Source organism: Jejuia sp. G7-7 (assembly GCF_055808955.1).
This window is the reverse complement of record NZ_JBVVSZ010000002.1, coordinates 441,695-467,271: the sequence shown is the minus strand read 5'-3', so window position 1 is coordinate 467,271 and position 25,577 is coordinate 441,695. Positions and strand designations below refer to the sequence as shown.

Here is a 25,577-nt window from a genome sequence, read left to right as displayed (position 1 = left end):
CCGACCGTAGTGACTCCTGCAAGGTTTTTTTCTAACCTTGTTGGTACGGAATGTAGGTAACGCCCAAATAGAAATACAAGTACCATTAATTTTTAAAGCGGTATATTTTATTAGAAAAATAAATTGATTATTTTTGTGCAACTTTTAACAATACGATTTTAGTTTGTTTTAGACTACAAACTAAATGGTATACTAACCAGAATATATGAGTACAGCAGTAGCAGAAGGCAAAGCTTGGGGTGGAGGAAATCAACCTTTACAGGCGAGTTACGGTAAAATGATGATGTGGTTTTTCATTGTATCGGATGCTTTAACTTTCTCAGGATTTTTAGCAGCTTACGGTTTTTCAAGATTTAAATTTATTGATGCATGGCCAATTGCCGATGAGGTGTTTACACACTTTCCATTTTTACACGGTGTAGATGCGCCGATGTATTATGTGGCTTTTATGACGTTTGTGCTTATTATGTCGTCAGTAACAATGGTACTTGCCGTTGACGCTGGACATCATTTAAATAAGAGTAAAGTAACAATTTATATGTTTTTAACCATTATTGGTGGTTTGATATTCGTAGGTTCTCAGGCATGGGAGTGGAATACATTTATTAAAGGAGATTACGGTGCTGTACAAACTAAAGGTGGTAATATTTTACAGTTTGGACAGTATGTTGATGTTGATGGAGAACAAGTATTTAAACGTGTTGCTGTAAGAGATTTTGCGGTAGACGGGCATGGAGAACGTGTAATACACGAACGTAAAAACGGACTTTGGTTTGTTAATGAAGGTACATTGCCGAATTATACTGTTGATGAAGTGGTACATGGGTTACAAGCCAACAAGGATATATTAGTAAGAACCCAAATTATTAATGAGGAAGGTGAAAAGACAGTATTGTCTAGAGCCGAATCTGTTGACCAAATCATGAAAAATGGTAAGTTGGTTGTAGAGGGTGCGAATTTGCATGTAAACGAATATGGTTCGCCGTTATTTGCTGATTTCTTTTTCTTTATTACAGGGTTTCACGGATTTCACGTATTTTCAGGTGTAGTAATCAATATCATTATTTTCTTTAACGTTGTTTTAGGAACTTATGAAAGACGTAAAAGCTATGAAATGGTTGAGAAAGTTGGTTTATACTGGCACTTTGTAGATTTAGTTTGGGTATTTGTATTTACATTCTTCTACCTAGTTTAATTATTTAGAAAAGAGTTTTTTCCAAGTTATTGGGATTTAAAAAGATTATAAAATGGCACACGAACATAAATTAGAAATATTTAGAGGACTTTGGAAATTTAAGTCTAACACTCAAAAAATTTGGGGTGTATTAGCGTTTTTAACTTTTGTAACAATTATAGAGGTTGCTTTAGGTATCCTTAAACCAGAATCTTTAATGGGTTCTTTTTTAGGTATGAAGCTTTTAAACTGGATTTTCATCATATTAACCATTGTAAAAGCTTATTACATTACTTGGGATTTTATGCACATGCGTGATGAAACAAAAGGGCTGAGACGCATGGTGGTTTGGACTGCTATTTTCTTAATTCTATATTTAATTTTTATTTTATTACAAGAAGGCGGTTACGTGTTTGATGTATATGATGATGGTTATATAAAAAGAGATTTTTAAAATACTATTAGTGTTAAAAATATACAATTAAGGTGGTTTTTATAACCACCTTTTTTATTTTTGCAGAATGAGTAAAAAAACAATCAAAAAGAATTTAATTTTAGCAGTTTTGTTTCTTTTACCTGTGGCATTTGTTTTCATTATGTCCATATCTACAGAGAATTATGAGACCTTAGATATTGTAAAGTCTGATGTTATAGAAATTCTTCCAGAATCTAGTTCTGATATAAAATTAAAAGAGCATTTAACGGTGTTGGCTTTTTTTGGAAAGCACCCTATGGGACGTTCTATTGAAGCCTTAAACCTTAAAGAGATTGTTTACGATAAGTTCAAGGGGTTTAAAAAGTTTCAAGTTGTTGTAGTTGTTGCAAAAGATGCTAAAGATGAAGCCGAAGCATTATTCAAGGAAATTGCATCTTACGAAGATTTAAGATTCTGGCATTTCGTGCATTTAGAAGACCAGGATATTCAAAATACATTCCGAAGTTTAAAACATGATTTTAGTTTAGATGCTAACTTATCTACCGACAAGATTTTTGTTGTAGATACCGATTTGAATCAGCGAGGTAGGATTGATGCCAGAGATGATAATGAAAAAGGTAAAAACAAACCCGCTTACAGTATGAACTATTACAGCTGTATTGAAGTAGCTGAACTAAAAAATAAATTAGCCGCCGAAGATTTACGTGTGTTATTTACAGAATACAGACAAAAGCGAAAGGGAGATTTTAATTCTGATAAGAGAAGGTCTGACGATTTAAAAGGAAGTGATGAAGAAAACTAATTATTCATACATAGGGATTGCATTCGTAATTTTGGTGTTTGGTATTTTATTTATACCTAAAATAGTAGATAGGATAAGTGATGGCGATATTTCTAGACAAGAAAGTAGAAGTGACCAAAAACCAAAAATTGAAAAAACGAAGCTTTCAGATTTGGTTTTTATTGATAACAACGGCCAAAAAAGAAAAGTGCCAGCGTTTAGTTTTACCAACCAAGATGGAAAACTCATTACAAACAAAGATTACGAAGGGAAAGTATACGTTATAGAATTCTTTTTACAACCTGCCCTACTATTTGTCCGAGGATGAATTCCAACTTAATTCAAATTCAAAATACCTTTAAGGATTTTGAGAATTTTGGCGTAGCCTCGTTTTCGATAAATCCAGAACATGATACTCCTGAAGTCTTAAAAGCATATGCTGAAACATACAGTATTACAAACCCCAATTGGAATTTATTGACCGGAACTAAAGAAGCGATTTATAAATTGGCAAACGAAGGGTTTTATATTTACGCTGCCGAAAATTCAGAAGTAGAAGGTGGTTTTGAACATTCAGGGAACTTTGCATTGATTGATAAAAATGGATTTATCCGTTCTAGAAAAGATGAACATGGTAATCCAATTATATATTACAGAGGTATCATTTCAGAAGAAGAACAAGCGGATGATGAGGGCGTAAAAGAACAAATTAGCGCTTTAAAACAGGATATTAAAAAATTGCTTAATGAGTAACTCAAAAGAATTATTAAACGAGAAAAAGTATAATAAGCTAATTGTTATCTTATCGATAGCAATACCATTAGCCGTAGCAGCACTTTTTGGGATTAAAATAGATGCAGAATTGCCTATTTTTTTACCTCCTATTTATGCATCTGTTAATGCTGTAACAGCTTTTGTTCTAGTATTGGCATTTATTGCAATCAAAAATAAAAAGATAAAATTGCACGAACGTTTAATGAAGTTTGCTATTATATTATCAGTATTATTTTTGTTAATGTACATAGCGTACCATATGACAAGTGATTCAACAAGTTATGAAGGTGGTTATAGTTTATTCTATTATTTTGTTTTAATAACCCATATTCTATTATCTGTTGCTGTGATACCTTTTGTTTTGATAACTTATGTAAGGGCAATAACCAATAATATTGAAAAGCATAAAAAAATAGCTAGAATTACATTTCCATTGTGGTTGTATGTAGCAATTACAGGAGTAATTGTATTTATTATGATTTCCCCTTATTATGTATAACTTTATATATAATGAAAAGTAGAATACTCTTTTTTATTTTTTTACGCTCTTTTTTTAAAGAGTAATGCCCAATGTGCTATGTGTCGTGCTGTTTTAGAAAGTGAACAAGGACAAACAACTGCAGAAGGTATCAATAATGGTATTGTGTACTTAATGGCAATTCCTTATATCCTTGTGGGCGGGATAGGCTATTTTATATATCGTAAATTTTACTCAAAAAGTAATTAAAAGCTTAGCTTAATAAAGTTAAAAAAGTAATAAAAGTTTTTTTGGCTTTTATTGTAACATTTCTTTGCACTTCTAGTCTAATTAGAAAGTACTTCAATAATCAATCAAAAGATGCTAAAAATTAACGCATTACACAAATCCTATGCAATAGGAGAAACTAGCTTACATGTTTTAAAGGGAATAGACCTATCTGTTGAATCAGGCGAGATGGTTGCTATTATGGGGTCTTCTGGTTCAGGAAAATCTACTTTACTTAATATCATAGGGATGCTGGATATTGCCGATTCTGGCGAGTACATTCTTGATGGATTACCAATTGATAATTTGACCGAAAAAAAGGCAGCTGTTTACAGAAATAAGTTTTTAGGTTTTATTTTTCAATCCTTTAATTTGATTAATTACAAAAATGCTTTAGAAAATGTAGCATTGCCTTTGTATTATCAGGGTTTAAAACGAAAGAAACGCCAAGAGTTAGGTATGTTTCATCTTGAAAAAGTGGGTTTAGCAGATTGGGCACATCATTTACCAAAGGAATTATCGGGTGGTCAAAAACAGCGCGTTGCCATTGCAAGAGCATTAGCTGCAAATCCTAAGTTATTATTAGCCGATGAGCCTACTGGAGCTCTGGACACTAAAACTTCCTATGAAATCATGGAATTCATTCAACAATTAAATGATGAAGGTAAAACAATATTAATGGTAACACATGAGGAAGATATAGCTAATATGTGTAAGCGAATTGTAAGATTGCGTGATGGTGTTATTATGGAAGATAAAAAAGTAACACAAGTAAGAGCAAGTCAATATGTTTGATTTAGACCTTTGGCGGGAAATATTTCAAAGTATAAATAAAAATAGAACTAGAAGTTTATTATCTGGTTTTACTGTTGCGTTCGCGATTTTATTATTTGCTATCCTTTTTGGAATCGCCAATGGATTAGAAAATACATTTACTGAGGCTTTTGGAACAGATGCTAATAACTCTATAGTTATTTACCCCGGAAGAACAACTAAAGCACACAATGGTTTACAAGCTGGTAGAAGAATACGTTTTAAAAATGAAGACCATGAATTTATGCTTGATAAATTTGGAGATAAAGTGCAATACATTACTTCTAAAGTTAATAGAAATGTAGTGGCCTCCTTTAAGAGCGAGAAAAATAGTTACCAACTAAGAGCAGTTCACCCAGAGTACATGTTTATTGAAAACAATCAAGTTACTGAAGGGCGCTACATTAATCATAATGATTTAAAAAATAAAACAAAGGTCGCTATTATAGGTAGAATTGTTAATGACCAATTATTCAGAAAAGAAACCGCTATTGGTAAATATGTTAATTTAAGTGGAATTCCTTATAAAGTAGTAGGTGTTTTTACAGATGATGAGGGAGATAATGAAGAACGTGTTATTTATATTCCAATAACAACAGCGCAACAAGTATATGGAAATAACGATTATATTGATTTTTTGCATTTAACCTATAATCCAGAAATGAGTAATGATGAAGCACTTTCTTTTGGAACTTTGATCACTAAAAGTTTTAAAGAACGTTTTTCAGTTGCCAGAAGCGATCAAAGAGCAATACGTGTTCAGAATATGGCACAAGGTACAAAGCAAGTAGATATGTTAACCTCTGGATTAACACTTATCATTTTAGTTATAGGTTTTGGAACTTTAATAGCAGGTATTGTTGGTATTAGTAATATCATGATTTTTATTGTAAAAGAGCGTACCAAGGAAATTGGTATTAGGAAAGCTTTAGGAGCATCTCCAAAATCTATTGTTTCTATAATTCTTTTAGAGTCTGTATTAATTACCGCTATTGCCGGATATATTGGGTTGTTAATAGGAGTAGGGGTTTTAGAATGGATTGGACCCAGTTTGAAAGATTATTTTATAACTAATCCAGGAGTAGGAAATAGTGAAGTAATAGGAGCTACTATTACTTTGATTTTAGCAGGAGCTATTGCAGGGTATTTGCCAGCAAAAAAAGCTTCAAGAATAAAACCCATTGTAGCCTTAAGAAACGACTAACTATGTTTAGATTTTTATTAGATAGAGATACATGGCAAGAAGTTTTTGATAGCTTTAGTAAAAATAAACTAAGGTCTATTCTTACTATGGTAGGTGTCTGGTGGGGCATTTTATTGCTTATTGGATTGTTAGGATCAGCAAGAGGTTTAGAAAATTCGTTTAATCGTTTATTTGGAGATTTTGCAACAAATAGCGTGTTTTTTATGGGTAATGTTACTAACAAACCTTTTAAAGGTTTTCAGGAAGGAAGACGTGTTCAGTTAACAATACCTGACATTAAAAAAGTTGAAGAAAATGTTGAAGGTGTCGAGTTTGTTGTTCCTAGAAACATGAATTCAGCCGTTGTTACTAAAGATTTTCTTTCAGGAACTTTTAATGTTTTTGGAGATTACCCTTTATTAGATAGAGTCCAAAAAAGAAGTTAATCCATGGTAGGTTTATCAATCAGAATGATATTGATAACCATAAAAAAGTAGCTGTAATTTCAGAAAGTATTTATAAACAATTATTTGATAAAGATGAAATAGCTGTTGGAGCTTATATTCAAATAAATAAAATTAATTATACAGTTATAGGTATGTATGATCCAGGGAACATGAGATTTGGCCCCTCCGAAGATATTCATATCCCCTTTACTACTTTTCAAAGAGTATATAATAGAGGCGATAAAATTGGCTTTATGATGATTACAGGGAAACCTGAATTTGATATTGTACAAATTCAAAAAGATGCAGAATTAATGCTAAAAAACCTTAACGATGTTCATCCCAAAGATGACAGAGCCTTCCGTAGTTTCAATTTAGGAAAAGAGTTTGCCAAGTTCACAGGTTTTTTAGGAGGGATGCAATTTTTAACATGGTTTGTAGGGATTGCTACTTTAATCGCAGGTGTTTTTGCTATCGGAAATATTTTATTAATAACTGTGAAAGAGCGTACCAAAGAAATAGGTGTAAGACGTGCATTAGGAGCTACACCTTTTGAAATAAAAAGACAAATAGTTGTAGAGGCAGTTTTTTTAACAATGGTCGCTGGTGTTTTTGGAATCATTACTGGAGGATGGATTTTAATAGCTTTAGATGCTGCATTTGGACAAGGATCAGATGCTACATTAGTCAATGCATCTGTCTCCATAGGGGTGGTTTTTATCTCCCTGTTAATATTAATTGTTTTAGGAACTTTAATAGGGTTAATCCCAGCATTTAAAGCCACAAGTATAAAACCCATAGAAGCATTAAGAGAAGAATAAACAATCAAAAAAGATGAACAAAACAGTAAAAATTATTTTAGTATTAATCGTTGTGATACTTTTAGCCTTCGTGTTAAAGTATTTTAAAGATGCCAATTCAAAAGATATTGTAGATTATAAAGTAGAAGCACCTTTTTATACCTCTATAAATACAAAGGCAGTTGCTACAGGTAAATTAAACCCTGAAGAAGAGATTGAATTGAAACCTCAAATTTCAGGAATTGTAAATAAAATTCTTGTTGAAGAGGGCGATATCGTTAAAAAAGGAGATTTAATTGCGACTATTAGGGTTGTCCCTAATGAGCAAAGTTTGGTAAGTGCTAAAAGTAGAATAGCGACTTCAAAATTATCTTTTGAAAATTCAAAAGTTTTATACACTAGAAATAAAACCCTTTTTGAAAAAGGTGTTATTTCGCAACAAGATTTCGAGAATAGCGAACTGTCTTTCAATCAATCAAAGGAGGCAATGGCACAAGCCCAAAACGATTACCAAATTATTAAAAGAGGTTCTATTTCTGGTGGAAGTGCTGCAAATACAAACATTGTTGCACAAATACCAGGTACTATTTTGGAGATACCAGTTCGTGAAGGCGATCAAGTTATACAAAGTAACAATTTTAATGCAGGTACAACTATAGCTACTATAGCCGATATGAGTTTAATGATTTTTGAGGGTAAAGTTGATGAAGCTGAGGTTGGTAAACTTCTAGAAGGTAAGGAAATAAAGGTAATTTTAGGAGCGATAAAAGATAAAGAGTTTCCTGCCACGTTAACTTTTGTAGCACCAAAAGGAATTGAACAGAATGGAGCAGTTCAATTTACTATTAAAGCTGATGTTAAAATTGATACTACTACAAATATAAGAGCTGGGTATAGTGCCAATGCAGAAATTGATATTGAAAATAAAGATAGTGTATTAGCAATTAAAGAAGCTTTATTGCAATATAATAGAATTACTGAAAAGCCTTTTGTTGAAGTAATGACAGGCGAAAATAAATTTAAAAAAGAGAATGTTGAACTTGGATTATCTGATGGTATAAATGTTGAAATAATTGAAGGTGTAAAAGAAGACGATAAAATTAAGGTTTGGAATAAAGCTTCAAAGGATAATGAAGACGACGAAAAAGATAAGTAAGAATGATGAAACAAATTAAAAATATAATTTTAATAGGGTTTGTTTTTGTTGGGTTATCTGCGTTTTCTCAACAAAAAAAGTGGACACTTCTGGAGTGCGTTAATCATGCTTTAGAAAACAATATTACTGTAAAGCAAAGCGAAAATAGTTTACTAATTAATGAGCAAGATGTTATTGCTGCAAAAGGACAGTTTTTGCCTTCTGTTAGAGCGAATGCTGGACATAGTATTGGTGTTGGAACACAACGTATAGATATTGGTAGCAATCAAGTTGTTATTGATAGAACAACAAACGTTACTAATTTAGGATTGGGTGTTAATCAAACGATATTTGATGGGTTTAGGTTAACTAACTTACATAAACAATCTCAATTAAATCTTGAAACTAGCAAGTTAGAATTAGGACGAATTAAAGATGATATTTCACTTAACGTAGTTAATTCTTATTTAAACGTTTTGTTTAATAAAGAACGTTTAGAAACTGCACAGGCACAAATGCAATTCTCTGAAAAACAATTAGATCAGGTCAAAGAATTAGTAGATGCAGGTGTGCAACCAAAAGTTAATATTTATGATGCAGAGGCAACTTTAAGTACAGATGAGCAAAATGTAACTATAGCTGAAAACAACTATAATTTGTCATTATTAACATTATCTCAGTTGCTGCAATTACCATATGATGGTTTTAATGTTGAAATTATAGAAGTTGATACACCTTCTGAAGCTTTACTTTACAGTAATATTTCTCCAATATTAGATTATGCACTTGAACATAGAAACGAAATAAAAGTTGCAGAAATGAATATTGAAAATGCGGAATTGGGGACTGAAATTTCCAAATCTGGATATTATCCAACGGTTACTTTTAATTACAATTTTGGGACAAATGCGTTTTTTACCAATATTACTGATATGGAAGAAAGTCTATTACATCAGTTAGATCAACAAAAGGCGCATAGTTTTGGTTTAAATGTTGGGATTCCTATATTTTCTAGATTTCAAAATAAAACTTCAGTTGCAAGATCAAGAATTCAAGAAGAAAATTCAAAGTTAGGTTTACAGCGCGCTAAATTAGATTTAGAGTCTAATATACAACGTGCTTTTACAGATGCGCAAGCAGCTTATAAAGCTTTTGAAGCGGCAAAAAAGTCATTAAAATCTCAAGAACTAGCTTTTGAAAATGCTCAACAACGTTATAATATTGGAGTAATGAATGCATTTGAGATAGAGCAATCTAGAGTAAGATTAATAAATGCAGAATCTGCTTTAATAAATGCGAAGTATGATTTTGTTTTTAAGACAAAAGTTTTAGACTTTTACATGGGAAAATCTTTAACTAACTAGAGATTTATTTTTAATGTATCTCATGAAAAAAATCACTTTACTTTTTATAGTTTTAGTAACTTTTAGTACAAATGCTCAAAAAAAACAACTTTGGGCTAAATCGTTCTTAAATAAAAAAGCACCAGAGCTAGTTGTAGAAAAGTGGTTATCTGAAACTCCAAATACCGATGGTAAATTCATTCTCTTAGATTTTTGGGCAACTTGGTGCGGACCTTGTAAAAAAGCAATCCCGGAATTGAATAAATTTCAAGAAAAATTCATTGAGAATTTAATAGTAATAGGTATAAGTGACGAATCTCAAGCTAAAGTTGAAAGGATGTCAAAACCTGTTATGAAGTATTTTAGTGCTATTGATACTAAAGAAAGATTAAAGAGAAAATATAAAGTGCAAGGAATTCCGCATTGCGTTTTAATTGATACTAAAGGCATTGTACGTTGGGAAGGGTATCCAAGTTTAAAGGGTTTTGAGTTATCTTCTAAAGTTATTGGAGATATTATAGAAAAATATAAACAGTAATGGGTATAATTCTTAGTTTAGAAACTTCAACTACAAACTGTTCAGTTTCGCTTTCAAAAGAAGGTAAAACTATCGCAATAAAAGAGAATAGTAGAAATGGGTATTCGCATGCCGAAAAACTTCACGTATTTATTGATGAGGTTCTAAACGAAGCAAAAGTAAAACGAGATAACCTGGATGCCATTGCAATAAGTAAAGGGCCAGGGTCTTACACGGGTTTGCGTATTGGGGTTTCAGCAGCAAAAGGGCTTTCTTTTGCTTTAGATAAACCTTTAATTTCTATTCCAACTTTAGAAGCTTTAGCGCATCAAATTTCTGTAGATGATGGCATCATTATCCCTATGCTAGATGCGAGACGTATGGAGGTGTATTCAGCTATTTTCGATTCAAATTATAATCAAATTAGAGCTACTGAGGCCCAAATTCTGGACGAAACATCTTTTGTAGATTATTTAGATCATCAAAAAGTATATTTTATTGGCAATGGAGTTGAAAAAACAAAAGCATTAATCAAACACCCTAACGCTGTTTTTATAGAAGATAAATTGCCTTCTGCTAATGAAATGAGTTTATTGGCTTTTAATAAATTTAAAATAAACGATATCGAAGATGTTGCTTATTTTGAACCCTACTACTTAAAAGATTTTGTGGCTTTGAAGCCTAAACCTAAAGCATAAAAAAACCTGTCAGTTGTCTAACAGGTTTAATATTTATTAAAGCTTATTCTTAAGCATCTTTATGTATTTCAACGCTGTGAGGGTAAGGAATTTCTATACCAGCTTTGTCAAGTGCTAATTTGCATTTTTCAATAGTACCAAAATAAACATCCCAGTAATCTGCTACTGTCGAGTAAGGTCTCACAGCAAAATTCACAGAACTATCTGCAAGTTCAGATACATTTACAGAAGGTGCAGGGTCTTTTAAAACCTGTGGATTATCTGTTAATACTTTCATTAAAACGTCTTTAGTTTCTTTAATATCAGCATCATAACTCACTCCAATGGTTAAATCTACACGTAATTTTCCTTCAGTAGAATAATTTGTAATGTTACCATTAGATAAAGCACCATTAGGGATGATTATTTCTTTATTAGTAGGTGACACTATTTTTGTTGTAAAGATTTCAATTTCTTTTACAACACCTAGTTCTCCTTGAGCTTCAATTAAATCTCCAATTTTTATAGGTTTAAAAATCATGATTAAAACCCCTCCGGCAAAGTTCCCAAGAGAGCCTTGTAAAGCCATACCAATAGCTAAACCAGCAGCGGCTAAAATTGCAGCAAATGATGTTGTTTCAATACCTAATTTTGCTAAAATTGTTAAGAATAAAAGTATTTTTAAAATCCAACCAATTAAATTGAGTAAAAACTTTTGTAAACTTTCATCGTAATTTTTCTTGGTCATTACTTTGGCAATGCCTTTGGTTATTTTTTTTATAATCCAAGAACCAATAATCCAAATTACTATAGCTCCAACTATTTTTAAACCATAGTCTACTACAAATCCTTGAGCGAGGTTTACCCACTTGTCTAAATTTTCCATATTTTTTTAGTGTTTTTAAGTTTTGCAAAATTAAAAACAAATACTTGAATTTTTAATTTTAACAATGAAAAAATGATTAATTAATTTTAAATAAAAGTTGTAATAAGTGCAATAATTGCAGGAATTGCTTGTACATAAAACAACTTTATTTGCTTTGTTGAGTAAGACCCATAAATACCTGCTATGGTCACACAAATAAGAAAGAAAATAGCAATTTTAATATCTTTTTCTATAATTGAAAATATAAGCCCTGCTGATAAAAACCCATTATAGAGCCCTTGATTGGCCGCTAAAACTTTGGTGTCTTCTGCAAATTGTTTGGATTTTAAACCAAATGCTTTAATACCTTTTGGTTTAGTCCATAAAAACATTTCTAATATTAAAAAATAGAAATGTTCTAAGGCTACAATCGAAATTAAAATTAGGGTTAGAGTACTCATTTTTCTAGTAGTTTAGTAGCTTTATTAACATCAGAAACAGGTAGTTTACATGCTTTATTGACGCATACATAAATAAGTGTTTCTTTTGGGTTGTATCTGTTTTGTAATAAAGGCATGTTGTTTTCTGAAGTAGCTCCAGCAACTAATTTGTTGGGAATATAAGTTTGGTTTAAATCTGAAATTTTTTGTTTCGCATCTGTTCCAACAATAGCAACTTCGTAATAAGGATTGGTGTAATTTAACATTAAATCAAACCAATTGGAATAGGATGATGGATATTCAGACATTTCTGGTTTCACATTGTTCAACATTGTCATAGCCGATTCAGCAAACTTTTTATTATCAAAATAATGTGATAATTTGAATAAGTTTTTAGCCATTATTGAATTGCTACCTGGAATTACATTATCGTGATATACAATATTTCTTGAAACTAAAGAGGTGTCTTCATTTGATGTGAAAAAGAATAATTTACTAGCATCGTCATAAAAATGTGCGTAAGTATAGTTTGTTAAATCTTGTGCATTAGTTAACCATTTTTCGTTTAAAGTAGATTCATAAAGTGCAATAAACGCATCAATTACCGTAGCATAATCTTCTAGGTAACCGTTAATTTTGCTTTCGCCCTCTTTAAACGTATGGTTCAATCCACCATGTTTTCTTAAAACCTTAGAAATTATAAAATTTGCATTCTTTTCAGCAGCTTTTATATAGGCCTCATTTTGAAAAACACGATAAGCATCCACATAACCTTTTAGCATTAATCCATTCCAAGAAGTTAATGCTTTATCATCCATTCTTGGTTTTGGTCTTTTGTCCCGGGTTTCTGAAAGTTTAGATTTCCATTCGGTTTTCTTTTCGTTTAGTTGAATCTTAGTAAGATTGTATTTTTTTAAAATTGAAGCGTCATCCTCTTTTCGAATTAGAACATAATTACCATCTTCCCATAGTCCGAAATTATTTATGTTATAATAGTCCGAAAACAAGTCAAAATCATCTGCTAAAATATTTTTTAGTTCTTCTTTTTGCCACACATAAAAGCACCTTCTTCTAATTCGCCTTCAGGAGTATCACTGTCTGCATCAAAAGAAGCATAGAAAGCACCTTCGGGAGTAGTCATTTCATTCTTAATGAATTTTAAAGTTTCATCTACGATATTTTTGTACAATTCATTTTTTGTTAAGAGATAAGCATCGGCATATAAACTTACCAATTGCCCATTATCATAAAGCATCTTTTCAAAATGAGGTACATGCCATTTTTTATCTGTTGAATATCTTGAAAACCCACCTCCGACTTGATCATATACACCACCATAAGCCATTTTAGTAAGTGTAAGATTCACAAAATTCAACAATTTTCCATCGTTATTTTGATGTGCATATCTTAACAAGAAATGATAATTATTTGGCATCATAAATTTGGGTTCTCTATTCATGCCTCCAAAATTGGTGTCAAATTGTTTAGACCAATTGGAAACGGCATTTTCAATGAAAGCTGTTTCAAAAACTGGAGCATCGCTATTTGGTTTTACAAGAGCAATAGTTTTTATACCAGTTTCAACATTTTCTGCTTGTTCAAATAACTTATTTGGGTCTTCTTTGTAAATTTTAGAAATTTGATTTAGTACATTTACCCATTGCTCTTTTGGGAAATAGGTACCTCCCCAAAACGGTCTTCCGTCTGGCAGAGCTATAGCGTTTAAAGGCCAGCCGCCACTTCCTGTCATTAATTGAACGGCATTCATATAAACTTGATCTACATCAGGACGTTCTTCTCTGTCAACTTTAATATTTATGAAGTTTTTATTCATTACTTGTGCCACCAAGCTATCTTCAAAACTTTCTTCTTCCATCACATGGCACCAATGGCAGGCAGAGTAGCCTACACTTATCAAGATTAATTTGTTTTCAGCTTTTGCCTTTTTTAAAGTTGCGTCATTCCATGCATGCCACTCTACAGGGTTATGAGCGTGTTGCAATAAATAAGGACTAGTTTCTTCAATAAGAGCGTTGGTGTATTTATGATGTTCCATGGGTTTGGAATTCTGACCTTTACAGTTCATCAGAATAATTAGTAAGAATATTGCGGAGTACTTCATGCATCAAAGTTAGTTAAAATTGGGCATAAAAAAAGCGTTCAAATTTTGAACGCTTTTTTTATTGTGAGTTAAATTTATTTTACTTCAAAAGTAATTTTAACGTTTACTCTAAAGTCTATAACCTCTCCATCGTCAACACTAGCACTTTGATCTTGGATGTATACAGAACGAATATTTTTTACACTTTTTGATGCTTCTTTTACTGCTTTTCTAGTTGCATCTTCCCAACTTTTTTCTGAGTTTGCTAGAATTTCAATTACTTTTAATACTGCCATGATTTAATCGGTTTTTAATTAATAAATATCTGTTATCAAGATTGTTTATTTGAGACACAAAAAAGCCAACAAAGTCACTTTAAATCTATTAGCCATTTATAGCTTCAACAATTTCTACTTTTCCAGGAAGCATTTGTTTTAGCATATTTTCAATACCATTTTTTAGAGTAAACGTTGAAGAAGGACAGCCACTACAAGCGCCTTGAAGCAATACGCTAACGCTTTTGGCATCAGCATCATATTCTATAAATTGAATATTTCCACCATCACTAGCAACCGCTGGTTTCACATATTCTTCTAAAATATTTACAATTTCTTTTGAAATATCGTCCATAGCTTCAAATTGTTGATCCAGCTGTGGAGAGGTTTTTGCATTGCTTCCTCGGCTCCTGGAAGTACAACGTCTTTGCCTTCTTCAAGAAATTTTCTAACAAATTCTCTTACTTCAACAGTAATTTCTTGCCATTCGGTCATGTCATATTTTGTAACAGAGACATAATTTTCTTCAATAAATACACTTTTTACAAACGGAAAATGAAATAATTCTGTAGCTAATGGCGATAATTTAGCATCATCAATAGAAGTAAATTCAAAAGTAGATGTTGCGATTTTTTTATTGCATACAAACTTCATTACTGCTGGATTTGGAGTGCTTTCGGCATAAACCGTCACAGGTGTTTTCTTTACGGCAACAGCATCTTTTTCATTGATGACAATACCACCATCGTTTAAATAAGATTCAATTTGTTCAGCTACTTCATCCTGTACATCATTCCATTCTACAATATTATAGCGTTCTACGGCGATAAAATTTCCAGAAATGTATACCTTTTTTACGAATGGTAAATAGAATAACTGTTGTGCTAAAGGCGATGATTTTGCCTCGTCTATATTATTGAATTCAAAACTTTGATGTTTAGTAATAAATTGATTTAATTCAAATTTTACTATGGTATTGTTGGTTGTTTCTTGCACAGAAACCTTGAAATTGCTCATTTTGGCTATTTTTTTACAAAAATACTAAAAGAAAACCTAGATATGTATATATTTGAGTTTAGTTAAATGCTTTTTGTATGTAATTTTTTTGCTAAAGAAGCGTTTACTAAAAACCAGTTTACCTAGATATTGCAACCTATGAAATTGAAATACGTTTTTATATTATTGATTGGAATGCTTTGCGCTCCGAACTTTAATGCACAGGAAGGACTTCCTATATACACCGATTACTTAACTGATAATTATTATTTAATTCATCCATCTATGGCTGGTGTTGCAAATTGCGCAAAAGTACGTATGACGGGAAGACAACAATGGTTTGGACATGAGGATGCTCCTAAATTATTGTCTTTAAGTGTAAATGGACGTATAGGAGAATCGTCTTCTGGAATAGGAGGGATTTTATATGCTGATAAAAACGGATATCATTCCCAAACTGGAGCTTATTTAACATACGCACATCATTTACAGTTTTCAAGAAGTGAAGTAGATTTAAATATGTTGTCTTTTGGATTAAGTGCTGGTTTTATTCAATATCAATTGGATGAAACTACTTTTCCTTTTGATGGAGCAGACCCAATAGTTCAGGGTGTTGTGCAGAGTGCAACAAATTTCAATATCGATCTTGGGTTCTCTTATCACTATTTAGATTATTATGCCCATGGTACAGTTAAAAATGTGCTTGAGAATGCTGGTATAAATAACGACATTCAAATTACAAGTAACTTAAGACGTTTTTTATTATCTGTAGGAGGTGTTTTTGGAAAGTTTGGTAGCGAATGGAGTTTTGAACCTTCAGTAATGTACCAATACAGAGATGGGACTAAAGAATCTATGATGGATTTTAACGCTAAAGCTTATAAACAAATGGAATTTGGTAAGCTGTGGGGTGGTGTATCTTACCGTCAAAGTTTTGATGGTGCTGAGTTTTTAAATAATTCTGGAGGTGTTAGTAGTCAAAAATTACAACAGTTTACGCCTATTTTGGGTGTGAATTATAATGAATTTATGTTTGCTTACACGTATACCTATCAAGCAAATTCTGTGGTGTTTACAAGCGGTGGTTTTCATCAAATTACTTTAGGGTATAACTTTAACTGTAGAAGAGAACGTTACCATTGTAATTGCCCTGCTGTGAATTAGAAAGCAGTATTAAAAATGAATGTCAAACTGTTCAGAGGTTTCCAAACAGAATGACAAATCACTCTATATTAATTCTACCAAGTATATTTTTTCTTTTTAGCTTGAGTTTTTATAGCCTTTGTCATAGCATTTTCCAATCCGTTTGATGTTGTTGTTTTTTTAGAAATAAACGCTTTACGTTTTGTGTTTAAGTCTTGAATTTGCTTTTGAATTGCTTTACGCTCTGCTTGTTTTTTAGCAACATAAGCTTTTATTTCAGTTGCATTTTTGTCTTTTAATTCATCTGGTAACGCTTCTTTTTTAAGATCTTCTACAACTATTTCTTCCGTTTCAACGGCATCTACTAAATCCCATGTGGAATTTTTATATAAATGAGAACTCTTGCTAACGGTACGTCCTACTGCATTTGCTTTACTATATCCACTTGCGTTTGCGTCTTGTTCTGCCTGCATCATCCTTTTTCTTTACCTCTTTGCCCGTAAGCTACATACGTTTTATTCAACTTTATATTGAGTTGTAAAATTTCATCATCATAGGGTGAAGCAACGTGTACGGTAGATTTGTTGTGGTTTATCGCCATGTAATCGCCATAGGTTAGAGTTGCTCCATCTTTCCAATAGCTAGAAATCCCTTGGTTATAATCACCACAAAAAATGGTGTTTACCGTAACATCTTTTTCTTTTGCATTTGTTGAAGCATTTTTATAACTCACTTTTCCTTGAGTAAAAGGCTCGTTTCCTGCGATGAAAATTAGTTTTAAATCATCGTCATTTTTACCCCAATTTAATTGATTTAAAGAGGTTTGAATAACTTGACCGCAATATTCATTGCCACCATTTGTGGTTAGTGAGAAAAGTTCTTTAGAAATCTCATCTAAATCATCACTAAAGGCTAAAACTTGTTTTATATAACCTTCTTCAGCATTCAGTCTATCGTTTCCGTATTCGTATAATGCAATTTGTAAATTTGGTTTTTGAGTACCGCATTTAGCATATGATAATTCGTTTACAATTTCCCAAAGTTGTGCTTTGGCTTGGTCTATTAAGCCATCCATACTATTACTCGTATCTAATAAAAGTGCAACCTTTATAAATTGTTTATTGGGTTCTGGATGTGTGATTTCTGTGTTGTTTAAAGCAATATCTCGCTTTTTATTGTTTGCGTTACATGCTGTAAAGCTTAATACTGAAAGGCAAAATGCCAGTACTTTGATTTGAGTTTTCATAATTTTTATTTTTTTAATTTAATATGAATTTTGCCATAACTGTTTCTGTTATGGATATTGATTTTAGATTTAAGTCTTGGAATTTTTTTCTTTCTGAACCATAGCCAACTACATTTACTGTATTTGCCACATTAAGATTGTTTCCATAATAATTGTGATTTGGTAAATTTTTAATTTCCTGAATAAACAAAGCTTTTCCAATAGTTTGTCCAATAGCATCCGCATAGCCTGAAGCCTTTTCTTTTGCAGTTTTTAGAGCCTTTAGTTTGGTTTCTCTTCGGAATTTTTCAAGCTCAGAATGGCTTGTTTTAGTTATTGAAATATTGGAAATATCGCATAGGTCTAAAGCTTCATAAACTTCTGCTAATGTTTTACCACTATTCACTATTAATTGATAATGTTTAATCTTTGTAACTTCATTGTCGCCAAAAAATTTCCGAGTATATCTACCATTAAAATCTAATACTGTTAAGTTTTTTTCTAAATTGATACCTAAAGATTTTAAAGTTAACAGCATCTGATTTTCTTGAGCTTCAATACTTAACTTTCCTTTTTTATCATGTTCATTTAAAATAATTTTCAAGAAAATTTCATTCGGAATAATTTCGGTTTCAACCGTTCCAGTAACTTCAATAAAAGGCTGATCTATAAAGTTTTTTGTTCCGCTTTGAGAAAAACCTAAAGCTGATATCAGTAGTAAAAAGATGAATAATTTTGAATTTAGTTGCATTGTGATTTCTTTTTTTGATTAATTCTGTAAATCTATTCCCAAAGTATTTTATAAAAAAAGCAGAATGAGTAAGGCGGCCATTTCAATGAGCGAATAGAGGAGTTGAATGTGTAAAGAAGAGGGATTGTGAGGTAAAAGTGAAGATTCTTCACTTTTACAATTTTAATATACCAACGAAAGTGCGTAAGTTTAGCTTCTATAAAATAGTTGATGCAATTACATTTTAAATACATATTGCTTTTATGTTTGACGTTTAGCGGCTTTGGGCTGCAAGCGCAGGATTTTAATCTTGTAGACGAGACACTTCAGTTTACTGTAAGAGGTTCGGTTATTGAGCAAGATACTCGAGAGCCAATTGCTAATGTTAATATTGAGGTTAATGGTGGTTCTTACACAACTACCGATATGTTTGGTAAATTTAGAATTCAAGCAAGAAAGGGTGACGAATTAACAATAAGGCATAAGGATTTTGAAACAGTATATTACATCATTAAAAGTAACGAGCGCATTATTGTTGAGGTTGAACCTAGTAAAGAGGAGAAATTTATAAGCAAGCGCTCTAAAAAATCTGAAGCACCTCAATTTAATTGGTTTATAGATTCCGCTGAAACCTATCTTAAAAAGGATGCAAAAAAGAGTATTCAGTTTATAGCCGAAGCATTAGATTTAAGTAATTCTAAAAAAGAAAACGCAGAAGCCTATGAGGTTTTAGGCGATATTAATGGGTACTGGAAACAGCCAGATTTAGCAGTTTCAAATTATAGAAATAGCTTAACTAATACGAGTACAAATGAGGTTAGGTTAAAATTGGCGGAAGCTTATAAGCAAAATAAAAATTACCAAGAAAGTATTCAGGAATATAATAGTATCAATAAGCGAGAACTTTCAAACTACCAATTGGTGACGCTTTATGAAGGTTTGGGAGATGTGTATCAAATCATCAATAACTATGATGCTGCGGTTAAAGCTTATCAAGAAGGGTTAAAGAAAGCGCAAAAGCATTTAATAGCACCAAAAGTAACTGATTTGAATTCTAAAATTGCTCAAGTTTTAAGTAATAAAGGTGAAGTAGCTGAAGCCGAAGAATATTTTGACAAATCTTTACAACTTGCAAATACCCAAAACAAAAGAAGAGCACTAGAAGAAAAAGATAAAGTTGCCGATTTTAAAAATAGTAATAATTTATATTCAAGTGAAATTGAACTCCGTAAACAGGCTCTAGAAGATATTAATGATATAGAAACTGATTCTATTTTAGATAACGAGAGCACCTTAACATCTCAAAGACAAAATTATAAAATAGGGAGAGCTTATGCGCAACAAAACGATTATGATAACGCAATTACCTATTTGGAAAAAAGTATTGAAGAAGCCAATACTAGAGAAGATTTAATTGTAAAAAAAGATGCCACGAGAAGATTATCTGAGGTTTATGAGACAACGGGAGACTTTAATAAGGCACTTTTAGCTTATCAACAGTATGTAGATGTTGTAGATAAACTTGTTGTAAAAAAAGAGCAGCAAATATCTCAAGCTTCAAGATTTAGTAAAGATTTGGTGGCAAAACAAAACAGAATTACAAGTTTAGAAAGCGATAGAGAACTTTCAGAAAGTAATTATTTGCTCACTATTGAGCAATCCAAACGTCAAACAATAATTATCTATTCGCTAATAGGTGGTGTTTTTCTACTATTGCTTACCGCATTTTTAATGTTTAAATACATCAAGCAACAGCGTTTGGCTAATAATTTGTTGGCCTTAAAATCGTTGAGAAGTCAAATGAATCCGCATTTTATATTCAATGCTTTAAATTCTGTAAATAGCTTTATTGCTTCAAATGATGAACGAACTGCCAATAAATATTTAACCGATTTTTCAAAACTAATGCGTTCCGTTTTAGAAAATAGCGAAGAAGATTTTATTCCGTTAGAGAAAGAAATTGAACTATTGCAGTTATACACTCAATTAGAACATTTTAGATTTCAAGATAAATTTGATTATACTATAAATGTTGATGAAAAAATTAATGTAAACGATTTTGTAATTCCGCCAATGTTGTTACAACCCTATATTGAAAACGCCGTATGGCACGGGCTGCGTTACAAAAAGGAAAAAGGACAATTGAACATTGATATTTCACAAACCAATAATGATGAAATACAAATTACAATTGCAGATGATGGTATTGGACGAAAAAAATCAAAAGCTCTAAAAACAGAACACCAACAAAAACAAAACTCTAAGGGGATGGGCAATATCAAAAAGCGTGTTTCAATTTTAAACAACATGTATAAAGATAAAGTAGACGTGTTTGTTGACGATTTTCAAGATGAAGAAGATGCAGGAACTAAAGTAGTTGTAACTCTTAAAAAGGATTAAATGAAGCTAAAAGCAATAATAGTAGAAGACGAAGAAACTAGCAGACAAATTTTAAAAAATTACCTGCAAAAGTATTGCCCGAATGTTGAAGTTTTTGGAGAAGCTGAAAACGTAGACGAAGCTTTAGTTTTAATTCGAAACAACGATTTAGATCTCGTATTTTTAGATGTAGAAATGCCCTATGGAAATGCCTTTGATCTTTTAGAAAAAGTAGGCGATGTAGATTTTGAAACCATTTTTGTGACTGCCTACAACCATTATGCTATAGAAGCTTTAAATGCACACGCTTCATATTATTTAATGAAACCAATTTCTATAGATGAATTGATAAAAGCGGTAGATTATGTAACCGAAATAAAAATCAAAGAAAACGCATTACAAGACGAGGTGCTAATACCCAAAACATCGGCAATTAATGGTAAAATTACCATCCCACAACAAAGCGGATTTGAGGTGTTAAACACCGCTGATATTTTATACTGTAAAGCCGATGATAATTACACCGAAATCTATCTCAACAACAACAAACGAAAAATAGTAAGTAAAACGTTAAAATATTTTGAAGAAGCCTTAAGTAACTCAAGTTTTGCCCGTGTACATAAGTCGTATCTTGTAAATGTAAACGAAGTAGTAAAATACCAAAAAGGAAAAGGCGGAAGCGTGATATTAAGTAACGGAAAAGAAATCATGGTATCAGCTTCCAAAAAATCAGATTTACTATCTTTTTTCAAATAACCAGTAACTAATCAAACCATGCCAGTAATAAAACCAGTAAGAGGAAAAACACCTATAATCCCAGAAGATTGTTTTGTAGCCGAAAACGCAACTATAGTAGGAGAAGTCACTATGGGAAATCAATGCAGCATTTGGTTTAGTGCCGTAGTACGTGGCGATGTAAACTTTATAAAAATGGGCAACAAGGTAAACGTCCAAGATGGTGTGGTTATCCATGGTACCTATCAAAAGTCTGCCACAACCATAGGCAATAACGTTTCAATTGGTCACAACGCCCTTATTCACGGTTGCACTATTCACGATAATGTTTTGGTAGGCATGGGTAGTATTATTATGGATGGTTGCGTGGTAGAAAGTAACAGCATAATTGCTGCAGGAGCTGTAATTACCCAAAATACTAGAGTAGAAGCAGGCAGTATTTATGCCGGTGTTCCAGCAAAAAAAGTAAAAAATGTTAGTGAAGCACACGTTTCTGGAGAAATTAACCGAATTGCAGATGCTTATATTAAATACTCTAGTTGGTTTAAGGAGTAGTTTTGTGGCGTTACCCCAAAAAGGAGTCGGACTTTATTCGTTGGTTTATATTTTGAATTAATGAACTCATGAATGTAAATATTTCGGCAGTCGCTTTTTAGTTTAGTACAGGTGCAACAACCCAAAAAGAGCTTCAATCCCGAAGCTTCGGAACCTCAATCTCTAACGTTAACCCATCTGCATAAGCAGTATCTAGTTTGTAATTACATTAGTGTTCGCAAATGTAAAAGTTTTGAAAAGAAAGTTGGAATTTGCTACTTTTTATATGTTATATCCTCATGTTAGCATCAGTTTTTTAATTTTCATCGTTATTCATATTCATTAGGGTCATGTAGCCAAGCACATCATATGTATCGTATTTTTTCTGATATTTTAATCTAATTCCAATGTCTTTGTAATCGGTATCAATTTCAAGAACGCAATCAGCTTTATTGTCACCATATGGTTTAGAAAAATCGCATTTTTTTATATTAAGTACATATGTATTCATGTTATCGGTTAATTCTATCAATTTAGCATTAAGACCTTTCCTAATTCGTATTTCAGGATGATTGTATGAGGAGCCTTTTTCTGGGGGGTTATTTAAAATCTCGTGTCCAATTTTTAGAATTCTTTCCTCATTAATTTGTTCAAAATTTGAGCAGGAAAAAGTAATGCGAGAGTCGCTGTAGTTAGGAAATATCTCATTTTTTAATTGGTTCTAACTAGTTACATAATAACTTTTATGTTTCATATCCCGTAAATAAATCAGGATATGGTAAGTTCTTTATCGTTGTTATCCCGTAAAGATAATTTTTTTGTCACTACCTAATTAAATGTAAAACTTCAATTAAAAATCCAAATATTCAACACCAAATTTAGAATCCAAAAGAGTGGTCATAACCTCAACATTCCCATTAGTAAAAAACTCGTTTTTCACTCTTAAAATCGATGTATTCAGTAAATTATATTTTTCCAATACTACCTTAGTCTGCCTTGCAACTGCTTCCCCAGAATCTATAATTTTAACGTGCTTAGGTAATAAATCTATTAATATTGGTATCAAATAAGGGTAATGTGTGCAGCCTAAAACTAGGTAATCAATATTAGCAGTTAGCATTGGTTTTAAATATTCTAATAAAAGTGCTTTCATTTCATCAGAATGTAATTTACCACTTTCAATAAGCTCTACAATGCCTTCTCCAACTTGTTCAATAACTTTTATATGATTAGCAAACAGTCCAGAAGTTTTGGAAAATAAAGCGCTAGATAAAGTGCCTTTTGTAGCTAGAATACCTATGGCATTTGTTTTAGTGTTTAAAGCAGCAGGTTTTATAGCTGGCTCAATACCAATAAAAGGGATATCATAGTTTTGGCGTAAGTAATCAATAGCATTGGTAGTAGCGGTGTTACAGGCTACAACTATAAGCTTACAGTTTTTACTTATCAGTAACTCTGTATTTTTAATACTTAATTCTGTAATTATTTTAGGGCCTTTTGGGCCATAAGGTGCATTTAAACTATCGGCTAAATAAATAGTGTTTTCATTTGGCAAAAGTTGATGAATCTCTTTCAATATGGAAGTGCCTCCAACTCCAGAATCAAAAATACCAATAGGATTATTACTCATTTAATTTAAAACTTAAACCTTGCTAAGGTATATAAAGAGATCCTGATTTTCATCAGAATAAGTTCAACTATTTCATTGCAATTAAATGTAATGAAAGTTTCACTAAATAAAAAAGCTGCTTCGTTAAAAGCAGCTTTAAGTAAGTTATTTATGAGTAGATTAAATTCCTAAAGACTTTTTTACGTCATCTAGTAAATTTTTACCATCTGCCATGATAGTTACACCTTGTGAAGAGTCTAAAACATAATCAAAACCTTGTGCTCTAGCTACTTTTAAGATAGCTGTTTTTGCATCGTCAGTAATAGGTTTTAATAAATCAAACTCTTTTTTCTGTAAATCTTGTTGAGCTTTTTGTTGGTACTCACGGATACTTTGTTCCATTGTTTGTACTTCTTTTGCACGAACTGTATTTTCTTCTTTAGTTTTTGTAGCTGCTTCAGAATCATAAAGTTGCACTTTCTTTTGGAATTCGGCACCTAAACTTTGTAATTCAGTTTGATAGGTTTTAGAAAGAGTTTCTAAATCAGCTTTAGCTTTTTTCATAGCAGGCATTGCTTGAATCAATTCTTGTGTGTTTATATGTGCAATTTTGCTTTGAGCACCAGAAAAGCTGATGGTTCCTATACATAAAGCAGTTGCTAATAAAATTGTTTTTAAATGTTTCATTTTCAAAATAGTATTAATGTGTTATAATTTTTAAATTTAATTGTTATTCAAGCTATCTTTAGCTTTTTGTCTGTCCTCGAGTATTTTCTTCTTTTTTGCTTCTAGAGCTTTTTTACGGTCTTCTCTGTCTTTTAGTTTCTTTTGTCTGTTCTCTTCAATTAATTGTGCTCTAGTTTTTGTTTCAGTTTTTGCACTATTAGTTGTTGTTACTTCTTTTTTATCTCCATCTTCATTTTGAGTAGCTATTGCTTTGTTTCGAGCATCTAATTTTGCTTGTTTCGCTTTTTCTCTATCTTCTATTATTTTTAGACGTTTAGCTTCTGCTTCTTTTTTCTTGGCATTGCGCGCATCTAATATTTCTTGTCTGCGTTTTTCAACTGCACTTTCACGTGCTTGTTTTTTTCTTCTAAAGCCTTTTCGCGTTCCTCTAATTCATAATTAATTTCTGGAACTGCTTCTTCACTTTCAGCTGCTTTTCTTTCAGCTTTAGACTGTGCTTGTTTTCTTTTAGACGATCTTGTGATGGCTCTTAAAACTTGCTCGCTAATATCGAACCTATTTGCTGAATACAACATCACAACATCTGCAGATTTATCAAAAATAAAATCATATTTCCTACTTGCTGCCATATCTTGAACTGCTGCGAAAATTTGATCTTGAATTGGCTGCATCAACTGTTTTTGTTGAATCATTAAATCGCCATTTGGTCCAAAACGTTTCTGCTGATAATCTAAAATTTCTTTTTCTTCAAATGTGATGTCTTCCTCACGCTCCTCAATAAGTTCTTTAGTTAAAAGTACTTTCTCGTTACTTAGGTCTTTACGTTTTTGAGCAATTTCAGATAATTTACCTTGAATTTCGTTTTTCCATTTTTGGGCTTTATTATCTAACTGGCCCATGGCTTCCTGATATTCGGGAACTTTCTCTAAAATATACTCGGTATCAATATATGCAATTCTTACACCACGTTGGGCATGCACCGAAATACTCAGCATAACTACTAATGTCAATAAAAAAAGAACTTTATTTTTCAT

General features: G+C 31.9%; 28 protein-coding genes and 2 pseudogenes. 18 read left to right on the top strand and 12 right to left on the bottom strand.

The genetic code is table 11. The features are described from left to right. Nucleotides 1-205: 205 nt before the first annotated feature. The 14 genes and pseudogenes from AC0L5U_RS12360 (at nt 206) to tsaB (ending at nt 10,845) form a co-directional block, all read left to right on the top strand. Nucleotides 206-1,195: a cytochrome c oxidase subunit 3 gene (locus AC0L5U_RS12360; protein WP_473416705.1), complete on the top strand. Its 990-nt coding sequence runs from the start codon at nt 206-208 to the stop codon at nt 1,193-1,195. Between the two features lie 52 nt (nt 1,196-1,247). Next, on the top strand, nt 1,248-1,628 hold the full coding sequence (locus AC0L5U_RS12355; protein WP_473416704.1) for a cytochrome C oxidase subunit IV family protein: 381 nt from the start codon (nt 1,248-1,250) through the stop codon (nt 1,626-1,628). A 67-nt stretch (nt 1,629-1,695) separates the two neighbouring features. Further along, nucleotides 1,696-2,412: a hypothetical protein gene (locus AC0L5U_RS12350; RefSeq protein ID WP_473416703.1), complete on the top strand. Its 717-nt coding sequence runs from the start codon at nt 1,696-1,698 to the stop codon at nt 2,410-2,412. Further along, nucleotides 2,399-3,144 (top strand): annotated as a pseudogene (locus tag AC0L5U_RS12345) (SCO family protein). Before AC0L5U_RS12350 ends, AC0L5U_RS12345 begins: the two are co-directional and overlap by 14 nt. Then, nucleotides 3,137-3,664: a DUF420 domain-containing protein gene (locus AC0L5U_RS12340; RefSeq protein ID WP_473416702.1), complete on the top strand. Its 528-nt coding sequence runs from the start codon at nt 3,137-3,139 to the stop codon at nt 3,662-3,664. Before AC0L5U_RS12345 ends, AC0L5U_RS12340 begins: the two are co-directional and overlap by 8 nt. A 78-nt stretch (nt 3,665-3,742) precedes the next feature. Further along, on the top strand, nt 3,743-3,892 hold the full coding sequence (locus AC0L5U_RS12335) for a hypothetical protein (RefSeq protein ID WP_473416701.1): 150 nt from the start codon (nt 3,743-3,745) through the stop codon (nt 3,890-3,892). A gap of 111 nt (nt 3,893-4,003) precedes the next feature. Beyond that, the gene (locus AC0L5U_RS12330; RefSeq protein ID WP_473416700.1) at nt 4,004-4,705 is read left to right on the top strand and encodes an ABC transporter ATP-binding protein; all 702 of its coding nucleotides are present in this window, start codon (nt 4,004-4,006) and stop codon (nt 4,703-4,705) included. Next, a complete protein-coding gene (locus AC0L5U_RS12325) occupies nt 4,698-5,927 on the top strand; it encodes an ABC transporter permease (protein WP_473416699.1) in 1,230 nt (409 codons plus the stop codon). The genes AC0L5U_RS12330 and AC0L5U_RS12325 overlap by 8 nt, the downstream gene beginning before the upstream one ends. A 2-nt stretch (nt 5,928-5,929) precedes the next feature. Further along, nucleotides 5,930-6,352 (top strand): ABC transporter permease, encoded by a 423-nt coding sequence (locus AC0L5U_RS12320; RefSeq protein ID WP_473416698.1) that lies wholly within the window; start codon nt 5,930-5,932, stop codon nt 6,350-6,352. Beyond that, a complete protein-coding gene (locus tag AC0L5U_RS12315) occupies nt 6,352-7,173 on the top strand; it encodes an ABC transporter permease (RefSeq protein WP_473418285.1) in 822 nt (273 codons plus the stop codon). Before AC0L5U_RS12320 ends, AC0L5U_RS12315 begins: the two co-directional genes overlap by 1 nt. 13 nt (nt 7,174-7,186) lie before the next feature. After that, nucleotides 7,187-8,308: an efflux RND transporter periplasmic adaptor subunit gene (locus AC0L5U_RS12310; RefSeq protein ID WP_473416697.1), complete on the top strand. Its 1,122-nt coding sequence runs from the start codon at nt 7,187-7,189 to the stop codon at nt 8,306-8,308. A gap of 2 nt (nt 8,309-8,310) precedes the next feature. Further along, nucleotides 8,311-9,651: a TolC family protein gene (locus AC0L5U_RS12305; RefSeq protein ID WP_473416696.1), complete on the top strand. Its 1,341-nt coding sequence runs from the start codon at nt 8,311-8,313 to the stop codon at nt 9,649-9,651. Between the two features lie 22 nt (nt 9,652-9,673). Next, the gene (locus AC0L5U_RS12300) at nt 9,674-10,168 is read left to right on the top strand and encodes a TlpA family protein disulfide reductase (protein ID WP_473416695.1); all 495 of its coding nucleotides are present in this window, start codon (nt 9,674-9,676) and stop codon (nt 10,166-10,168) included. After that, nucleotides 10,168-10,845 (top strand): tRNA (adenosine(37)-N6)-threonylcarbamoyltransferase complex dimerization subunit type 1 TsaB, encoded by a 678-nt coding sequence (tsaB, locus tag AC0L5U_RS12295; protein WP_473416694.1) that lies wholly within the window; start codon nt 10,168-10,170, stop codon nt 10,843-10,845. The genes AC0L5U_RS12300 and tsaB overlap by 1 nt, the downstream gene beginning before the upstream one ends. 49 nt (nt 10,846-10,894) lie before the next feature. On the opposite strand, the gene AC0L5U_RS12290 is transcribed toward tsaB, so the two are convergent. The 6 genes and pseudogenes from AC0L5U_RS12290 to AC0L5U_RS12265 all read right to left on the bottom strand — a co-directional run bounded on the left by AC0L5U_RS12290 (nt 10,895) and on the right by AC0L5U_RS12265 (nt 15,522). Further along, nucleotides 10,895-11,710 (bottom strand): mechanosensitive ion channel family protein, encoded by an 816-nt coding sequence (locus AC0L5U_RS12290; protein ID WP_473416693.1) that lies wholly within the window; start codon nt 11,708-11,710, stop codon nt 10,895-10,897. An 86-nt stretch (nt 11,711-11,796) separates the two neighbouring features. After that, nucleotides 11,797-12,150, bottom strand: coding sequence for a DUF1304 domain-containing protein (locus AC0L5U_RS12285; RefSeq protein ID WP_473416692.1), 354 nt, complete (start codon nt 12,148-12,150; stop codon nt 11,797-11,799). After that, nucleotides 12,147-13,184, bottom strand: coding sequence for a thioredoxin domain-containing protein (locus AC0L5U_RS12280; protein ID WP_473416691.1), 1,038 nt, complete (start codon nt 13,182-13,184; stop codon nt 12,147-12,149). The genes AC0L5U_RS12285 and AC0L5U_RS12280 overlap by 4 nt, the downstream gene beginning before the upstream one ends. Beyond that, nucleotides 13,163-14,185 (bottom strand): thioredoxin domain-containing protein, encoded by a 1,023-nt coding sequence (locus AC0L5U_RS12275; protein ID WP_473416690.1) that lies wholly within the window; start codon nt 14,183-14,185, stop codon nt 13,163-13,165. Before AC0L5U_RS12275 ends, AC0L5U_RS12280 begins: the two co-directional genes overlap by 22 nt. Nucleotides 14,186-14,325: 140 nt before the next feature. Further along, complete coding sequence (locus AC0L5U_RS12270) at nt 14,326-14,526, bottom strand: dodecin family protein (RefSeq protein WP_473416689.1); 201 nt, start codon at nt 14,524-14,526, stop codon at nt 14,326-14,328. 88 nt (nt 14,527-14,614) lie between these two features. Continuing rightward, nucleotides 14,615-15,522, bottom strand: a pseudogene (locus AC0L5U_RS12265) (NifU family protein). 138 nt (nt 15,523-15,660) lie between these two features. On the opposite strand from AC0L5U_RS12265, the gene AC0L5U_RS12260 reads away from it, so the two are divergent. Continuing rightward, nucleotides 15,661-16,665: a PorP/SprF family type IX secretion system membrane protein gene (locus tag AC0L5U_RS12260; protein WP_473416688.1), complete on the top strand. Its 1,005-nt coding sequence runs from the start codon at nt 15,661-15,663 to the stop codon at nt 16,663-16,665. 74 nt (nt 16,666-16,739) lie between these two features. Here the strand turns inward: AC0L5U_RS12260 and AC0L5U_RS12255 are convergent, their stop codons facing one another. Genes AC0L5U_RS12255 through AC0L5U_RS12245 form a run of 3 tightly spaced genes read right to left on the bottom strand, consistent with a single transcriptional unit; the run spans nt 16,740 to nt 18,620 of the window. Then, complete coding sequence (locus AC0L5U_RS12255; protein WP_473416686.1) at nt 16,740-17,120, bottom strand: hypothetical protein; 381 nt, start codon at nt 17,118-17,120, stop codon at nt 16,740-16,742. After that, nucleotides 17,117-17,890 (bottom strand): VWA domain-containing protein, encoded by a 774-nt coding sequence (locus AC0L5U_RS12250; RefSeq protein WP_473416685.1) that lies wholly within the window; start codon nt 17,888-17,890, stop codon nt 17,117-17,119. The genes AC0L5U_RS12255 and AC0L5U_RS12250 overlap by 4 nt, the downstream gene beginning before the upstream one ends. Nucleotides 17,891-17,903: 13 nt before the next feature. Beyond that, entirely contained in the window at nt 17,904-18,620 is a 717-nt protein-coding gene (locus tag AC0L5U_RS12245) for an SIMPL domain-containing protein (protein ID WP_473416684.1), read from the bottom strand. Between the two features lie 210 nt (nt 18,621-18,830). On the opposite strand from AC0L5U_RS12245, the gene AC0L5U_RS12240 reads away from it, so the two are divergent. Genes AC0L5U_RS12240 through AC0L5U_RS12230 form a run of 3 tightly spaced genes read left to right on the top strand, consistent with a single transcriptional unit; the run spans nt 18,831 to nt 22,268 of the window. After that, entirely contained in the window at nt 18,831-20,999 is a 2,169-nt protein-coding gene (locus AC0L5U_RS12240) for a tetratricopeptide repeat-containing sensor histidine kinase (RefSeq protein WP_473416683.1), read from the top strand. Beyond that, nucleotides 21,000-21,734, top strand: a complete 735-nt coding sequence (locus AC0L5U_RS12235) for a LytR/AlgR family response regulator transcription factor (RefSeq protein ID WP_473416682.1) — start codon at nt 21,000-21,002, stop codon at nt 21,732-21,734. 18 nt (nt 21,735-21,752) lie between these two features. After that, nucleotides 21,753-22,268 (top strand): gamma carbonic anhydrase family protein, encoded by a 516-nt coding sequence (locus tag AC0L5U_RS12230; protein WP_473416681.1) that lies wholly within the window; start codon nt 21,753-21,755, stop codon nt 22,266-22,268. A gap of 829 nt (nt 22,269-23,097) precedes the next feature. Here the strand turns inward: AC0L5U_RS12230 and murI are convergent. The 3 genes from murI to AC0L5U_RS12215 form a co-directional block, all read right to left on the bottom strand. Then, complete coding sequence (murI, locus tag AC0L5U_RS12225) at nt 23,098-23,877, bottom strand: glutamate racemase (protein WP_473416680.1); 780 nt, start codon at nt 23,875-23,877, stop codon at nt 23,098-23,100. 159 nt (nt 23,878-24,036) lie between these two features. Next, nucleotides 24,037-24,543, bottom strand: coding sequence for an OmpH/Skp family outer membrane protein (locus AC0L5U_RS12220; RefSeq protein ID WP_473416679.1), 507 nt, complete (start codon nt 24,541-24,543; stop codon nt 24,037-24,039). 350 nt (nt 24,544-24,893) lie between these two features. Then, nucleotides 24,894-25,577, bottom strand: a complete 684-nt coding sequence (locus AC0L5U_RS12215; RefSeq protein ID WP_473416678.1) for an OmpH/Skp family outer membrane protein — start codon at nt 25,575-25,577, stop codon at nt 24,894-24,896.

Coding starts and splice junctions, on each gene's coding strand:
- AC0L5U_RS12355 (WP_473416704.1), top strand. CDS start 1,248: ATGGCACACGAACATAAATTAGAAATATTTAGAGGACTTTGGAAATTT.
- AC0L5U_RS12250 (WP_473416685.1), bottom strand. CDS start 17,890: ATGAAAACTCAAATCAAAGTACTGGCATTTTGCCTTTCAGTATTAAGC.
- AC0L5U_RS12335 (WP_473416701.1), top strand. CDS start 3,743: ATGTGTCGTGCTGTTTTAGAAAGTGAACAAGGACAAACAACTGCAGAA.
- AC0L5U_RS12270 (WP_473416689.1), bottom strand. CDS start 14,526: ATGGCAGTATTAAAAGTAATTGAAATTCTAGCAAACTCAGAAAAAAGT.
- AC0L5U_RS12300 (WP_473416695.1), top strand. CDS start 9,674: ATGAAAAAAATCACTTTACTTTTTATAGTTTTAGTAACTTTTAGTACA.
- AC0L5U_RS12360 (WP_473416705.1), top strand. CDS start 206: ATGAGTACAGCAGTAGCAGAAGGCAAAGCTTGGGGTGGAGGAAATCAA.
- AC0L5U_RS12260 (WP_473416688.1), top strand. CDS start 15,661: ATGAAATTGAAATACGTTTTTATATTATTGATTGGAATGCTTTGCGCT.
- AC0L5U_RS12275 (WP_473416690.1), bottom strand. CDS start 14,185: ATGGAACATCATAAATACACCAACGCTCTTATTGAAGAAACTAGTCCT.
- murI (WP_473416680.1), bottom strand. CDS start 23,877: ATGAGTAATAATCCTATTGGTATTTTTGATTCTGGAGTTGGAGGCACT.
- AC0L5U_RS12240 (WP_473416683.1), top strand. CDS start 18,831: ATGCAATTACATTTTAAATACATATTGCTTTTATGTTTGACGTTTAGC.
- AC0L5U_RS12325 (WP_473416699.1), top strand. CDS start 4,698: ATGTTTGATTTAGACCTTTGGCGGGAAATATTTCAAAGTATAAATAAA.
- AC0L5U_RS12305 (WP_473416696.1), top strand. CDS start 8,311: ATGATGAAACAAATTAAAAATATAATTTTAATAGGGTTTGTTTTTGTT.
- tsaB (WP_473416694.1), top strand. CDS start 10,168: ATGGGTATAATTCTTAGTTTAGAAACTTCAACTACAAACTGTTCAGTT.
- AC0L5U_RS12220 (WP_473416679.1), bottom strand. CDS start 24,543: ATGAAACATTTAAAAACAATTTTATTAGCAACTGCTTTATGTATAGGA.
- AC0L5U_RS12245 (WP_473416684.1), bottom strand. CDS start 18,620: ATGCAACTAAATTCAAAATTATTCATCTTTTTACTACTGATATCAGCT.
- AC0L5U_RS12215 (WP_473416678.1), bottom strand. CDS start 25,577: ATGAAAAATAAAGTTCTTTTTTTATTGACATTAGTAGTTATGCTGAGT.
- AC0L5U_RS12285 (WP_473416692.1), bottom strand. CDS start 12,150: ATGAGTACTCTAACCCTAATTTTAATTTCGATTGTAGCCTTAGAACAT.
- AC0L5U_RS12350 (WP_473416703.1), top strand. CDS start 1,696: ATGAGTAAAAAAACAATCAAAAAGAATTTAATTTTAGCAGTTTTGTTT.
- AC0L5U_RS12255 (WP_473416686.1), bottom strand. CDS start 17,120: ATGATGCAGGCAGAACAAGACGCAAACGCAAGTGGATATAGTAAAGCA.
- AC0L5U_RS12330 (WP_473416700.1), top strand. CDS start 4,004: ATGCTAAAAATTAACGCATTACACAAATCCTATGCAATAGGAGAAACT.
- AC0L5U_RS12340 (WP_473416702.1), top strand. CDS start 3,137: ATGAGTAACTCAAAAGAATTATTAAACGAGAAAAAGTATAATAAGCTA.
- AC0L5U_RS12235 (WP_473416682.1), top strand. CDS start 21,000: ATGAAGCTAAAAGCAATAATAGTAGAAGACGAAGAAACTAGCAGACAA.
- AC0L5U_RS12310 (WP_473416697.1), top strand. CDS start 7,187: ATGAACAAAACAGTAAAAATTATTTTAGTATTAATCGTTGTGATACTT.
- AC0L5U_RS12290 (WP_473416693.1), bottom strand. CDS start 11,710: ATGGAAAATTTAGACAAGTGGGTAAACCTCGCTCAAGGATTTGTAGTA.
- AC0L5U_RS12320 (WP_473416698.1), top strand. CDS start 5,930: ATGTTTAGATTTTTATTAGATAGAGATACATGGCAAGAAGTTTTTGAT.
- AC0L5U_RS12230 (WP_473416681.1), top strand. CDS start 21,753: ATGCCAGTAATAAAACCAGTAAGAGGAAAAACACCTATAATCCCAGAA.